The sequence below is a fragment of the Vibrio sp. OPT46 genome (genome assembly GCF_015163535.1).
Taxonomy (GTDB): Bacteria; Pseudomonadota; Gammaproteobacteria; order Enterobacterales; family Vibrionaceae; genus Vibrio; species Vibrio alginolyticus.
Genome location: NZ_JADDYG010000302.1, coordinates 23,678 through 27,962 on the forward strand (window position 1 = coordinate 23,678; position 4,285 = coordinate 27,962).

Genomic DNA, 4,285 nt, shown 5'->3' on the forward strand with positions numbered 1-4,285 from the left:
GATGAAAGCGAACTGAAGTCGCTATTTGATAATGTGAAGTTGGTGGAATCGAGCATGATGCTAGATCGTTTCAATATTCGATGCTTAGTCACTCCAGAAACCGTTGTCCCTGTCAGCAAAAAAGCCTTTGAAGAGTGGAGTAACAATAACAATTACACGACACAATCATTTGACTTAAATAACGCAACTGTTTTGGTTCGTGTTAAAAACATTAACTTATCCGACAATGTTGAAAATCATATTTCACGTTTTTTTCTTTCCGGTATGAAGCTATCAACGAATACCGGAACGTCGTTAGAGATTGGTAACACCAATGAACGCTTTTTCAATTATCACGTAAAGAATAGTGGCTATAAAGAGGTGTATTACATCTCTGGGCCGTTTCAAAGTATCATTCTACTGAGCTTACTTTTTCTCATTATACTGCGTCACCGCTCCCTACAAGCCTTTATGGCTTACTTGTGCGCAATTCGACAGTTCAAAATAAAACTGGAGCCGATTTATAACACTTCGGCACAAAAGATTGTGCACTACGAAGCCCTCTCCCGGTTTAAGGTAAAAAATACGCAACGGTTTATTGAAACACTGATCCGCAATGGATTGCTGCTAACTCATACCTTACTGGTGATTGATTCCATCTACACCAAACAAAAAGCGTTGCCCATCCCTATCAGCATTAACGTTTGTCCTTCTTTGCTGCGAGGGCGTAACTTTTCAATCCTATATAGAGAGCTATCTAATCGGGATTGCCGTTTGCTGACAATCGAAATCACAGAAAATGCATCGATGTACTATACCTCTGAGATTTATGACAATGTCGCGAAACTAAAAGCTCTGGATTGTAAAATCAGTATTGATGACTTTGGCACCGGCAATAATAATGTGGCGCTTATCAGCAAGCTGAATCCGGACTACCTCAAAATCGACCGAGAATTTGTTATTGGCCTAAAATCTGATGATAAAAAGATAGAAACCTTGCGTCAGTTAATTGCTATGGGCAATACGTATCGCTGCACGGTCATTGTTGAAGGCGTAGAAACGGCAGACAGTGCTCACTTACTCACAACATTGGGCGCCTATATTCACCAAGGTTATTATTACCCTCTTCATTGCTAGCTTTTCTTCACTCGGTTAGTTACTTAAAATAGATCTAATACTCTATAAAAACTCGTGGTGGCATAAAGGTATGCCGCCAATTTGTGATTGAGCGATGATTGCGATTAAACCCACCAAACTGAAAGATTTTTCAAGTTTGATGCAATTGGATGTGCAAGAAGAGCAAAAAGGATTTTTTACACCGTTTGAAATGGCTTATCAAAAACGTAGTAAGTCAGAGGCGTTCTTTACGATTTATTCTGATGACCTATTAGTAGGCTATCTTGTTATCGATAAAGGTTTCTCCCAACATGCGCCGTTTGCTAAACGATACGAACTGGAGCTTAAATACTTGATGATTGATCAACATTTCCAACGTCAAGGGGTTGGGAGTGAGGCATTGCGTAAACTCTTCCTTTATGCGTATACCATTAACCCTAAAAGCACCTCTCTTTGCGCCACTGTTCCACAAAGTCAGCAATACGCTATCAGTTTTTTTGATGCGTGCGGATTCATTAATACAGAGGAAACAACATTGGGTGATAATGAAAAAGAATGGATTCTACGACACCCATTAAGCTAACTGGTGAAGCATAATCAAAATTGGGCCATTCAGATACAACAAAGGCAAGCTTCTCGCTTGCCTTTGTTTAATGCTCAATAGAAAGTGACTTATTCGCCTTTGTAAATACAACCCGCTGTGCACGTTTCTTTGATTTCTACTTTACTTAGCAGTGGTAAGCTTGGCTTAAGCTGCTGCCAAATCCATTTTGCTAACACTTCGCTAGTCGGGTTCTCTAACCCTTCAATGTCGTTTAGGTAGTAATGGTCTAAGCGATTGTAAATTGGTTTAAACGCAGCTTTGATCTCTGCAAAATCCACTACCCAACCTGTATGTGGATCAACTTCACCTTCTACATAAAGACGAACAAGGAAAGAGTGTCCGTGCAAACGACCACACTTGTGACCTTCTGGTACGTGTGGCAAATGGTGTGCTGCTTCGAACATAAACTCTTTGTATAATTCTGTTTTCATCTTGATTCTCAGGCTTTAAAAAGACAGGCAATACTAAGGAATTCGCTGCCAAGAGACAAGCGTTACCCCATACAAGCGTAGCAAAAACTTCCGCTAGTTCCCGGCCTCTTTGCTATCACTCACACCAAAGCGCCGTATTTCTGTCACGCGCCAAACATTTGATTACACAGCACTCACATCACAATTACATATCCCCAACATGTGTGGGGTCACAATCATTCATTTCGTTGTTCGCAGTGCGCATTTGTGCACATTAATATTGTGCAGTTCGTTCCAATTACACTTATAAATTTATGCGCTCAACTATCACTTTTAAGCTCTTACTGGCGTTAATTGCTGTCTTCAGCTGCGTTCTAGCTGCCTCTACGGCTTACCAATACCATCAACAAAAAACCTTAATCAATGATGTTCTTAGTGAACAACTCCATGATAAGGCTAGTAATTATTTCGACAGCCTAAATATGATGATGCTTACGGGCACCATGTCGCAAAAAGAAACCTTACGTCAAAAGGCCCTGGCCCAAGAAGGCATTGAAGCAGTTCGCGTGTTGCGAGCTGACGCTGTGACCAAACTTTACGGACCTGGGCAACAAAACCAGCAGCCTGTCGATGATATTGATCAACGAGCGTTGAATGGTGAACTGGTGATTGAACCAATCTCAGCCGATTGGGGCAAAGGGTTAGTAGTCGCGCTACCAATGAAATCGAGCGAAAATTACCGTGGCACCAACTGCGTTTCTTGCCACGTTGCACCAGCAGGAGAAGTGTTGGGCGCGATTCGCTTGGAATACAACATGAATCATGTCAATTCAATGATCAGTAAACAGGCAATGTTTGCGATGGGAATAATGGCCGTAATCGCATTTGTGGGCTTCATCATAACGATGAGTTTGATTCAAAAAATCATTGTACGACCAATTCAAAGAACGTCGAAATTCATGTCGAATGTGAGCCATAGCAAAGATCTATCTCAACGACTTATGCATCACCAACAGGATGAAGTGGGCCAACTTTCTACAGCAATCAATTCATTCATGGATACGGTCTCCGAAAGCTTAGAACGTGTGCAAGACACCTCTCACTCACTTGCCGACTCCGCGAGTAAACTAACTGCTGTCGCGCAGTCCACAGATAAAGCGGCCAATAACCAACAGCTAGAGACCAACGAAGTACAAAGTAATATCACCGATATGTTGCAGCAACAAACTGCGGTTGAGGACTCGACTAACAACGCTACTGTTTTGGTCAATCACACCGTTGATGTCGCCACTCATAGTGCAAGCCAAGCACACAACGTCAGTGAAGACATCAAACAACTAGTAAGTAACATTGATACCGTACGGGAAAAAATCAGCTCTCTAAATCAAAGAACCGAAGAAGTGTCGTCCATTCTTGTGGTTATTAAGGGTATTGCAGAACAAACCAATCTGCTCGCGTTGAATGCTGCTATCGAAGCCGCCCGTGCCGGAGAGCAAGGACGCGGTTTTGCGGTCGTCGCGGAAGAAGTGCGTAACCTGGCTTCTAGGACGGCTGAAGCCACTGGTAATATTGAACATATCATTTCTCAATTCCAGCAAGGAAGTGAAGAGTCATTAACTTCTGTTGATACCGTCTGCCAGTTTGCTCATCAACGCTCTGTCGATGTCGAGGCACTATCAGCCACAATGCATAACGTTGTTGACGAAATGCGCCAAGTGCTCAGACATGCAGAAGATATCCAAAACCAGACGCAAACCACATCTGATGTAAGTCAGCATATTCAATCTAAAATAGATGTGATCACACTGCATGCTAACGACACATCGCAATCGGCATCGCACACGCGTGATATTAGTGTTGATTTAGAGCATCTATCCGAACGTTTAGAGCAATTACTAAACCAATTCACACTTTCATAGCACAAAAGAATGAATAAATAGAGAGATTCTCCCCATCAAAACGAATATAAAGGTTGATGCGAGCGAATTGACAGGTAATATGTCTCGTTGAATCTGTAAAATGCTACCCAACTCAGCGCTTAGCTTGTTTTTTGAACAAAAATGTTATTAGACAAGTACTTTAAGTAAGCGTTGAGTTGAATTTTTACCTCAATGGAGAATATTGAAAACATGACTTACGCGCCTGTATCAGACGTATTGAAAGGTCAGCTAGCAGT

At 41.9% G+C, this 4,285-nt stretch carries 4 protein-coding genes; 3 read left to right on the forward strand and 1 reads right to left on the reverse strand.

Features of this window, described 5'->3' with window-relative positions; translation table 11 throughout:
* Both IQR33_RS14260 and IQR33_RS14265 read left to right on the forward strand, forming a co-directional pair.
* The coding region (locus tag IQR33_RS14260) for an EAL domain-containing protein (RefSeq protein WP_193843779.1) at window positions 1–1,116 on the forward strand (1,116 nt) is incomplete at its 5' end.
* 94 nt (window positions 1,117–1,210) lie between these two features.
* Window positions 1,211–1,678 (forward strand): GNAT family N-acetyltransferase, encoded by a 468-nt coding sequence (locus IQR33_RS14265; protein ID WP_064368577.1) that lies wholly within the window; start codon window positions 1,211–1,213, stop codon window positions 1,676–1,678.
* A gap of 89 nt (window positions 1,679–1,767) precedes the next feature.
* On the opposite strand, the gene queD is transcribed toward IQR33_RS14265, so the two are convergent.
* Window positions 1,768–2,130, reverse strand: coding sequence for a 6-carboxytetrahydropterin synthase QueD (gene queD, locus IQR33_RS14270; RefSeq protein ID WP_005376896.1), 363 nt, complete (start codon window positions 2,128–2,130; stop codon window positions 1,768–1,770).
* Window positions 2,131–2,423: 293 nt separating this feature from the next.
* Here queD and IQR33_RS14275 point away from each other — a divergent pair, with 293 nt between their 5' ends.
* Window positions 2,424–4,028 (forward strand): methyl-accepting chemotaxis protein, encoded by a 1,605-nt coding sequence (locus tag IQR33_RS14275; RefSeq protein WP_193838081.1) that lies wholly within the window; start codon window positions 2,424–2,426, stop codon window positions 4,026–4,028.
* Window positions 4,029–4,285: the final 257 nt, after the last annotated feature.

What these genes read in the sequence shown, in the direction of transcription:
- IQR33_RS14265 (WP_064368577.1), top strand. Translation starts at nt 1,211, where the DNA reads ATGATTGCGATTAAACCCACCAAACTGAAAGATTTTTCAAGTTTGATG.
- queD (WP_005376896.1), bottom strand. Translation starts at nt 2,130, where the DNA reads ATGAAAACAGAATTATACAAAGAGTTTATGTTCGAAGCAGCACACCAT.
- IQR33_RS14275 (WP_193838081.1), top strand. Translation starts at nt 2,424, where the DNA reads ATGCGCTCAACTATCACTTTTAAGCTCTTACTGGCGTTAATTGCTGTC.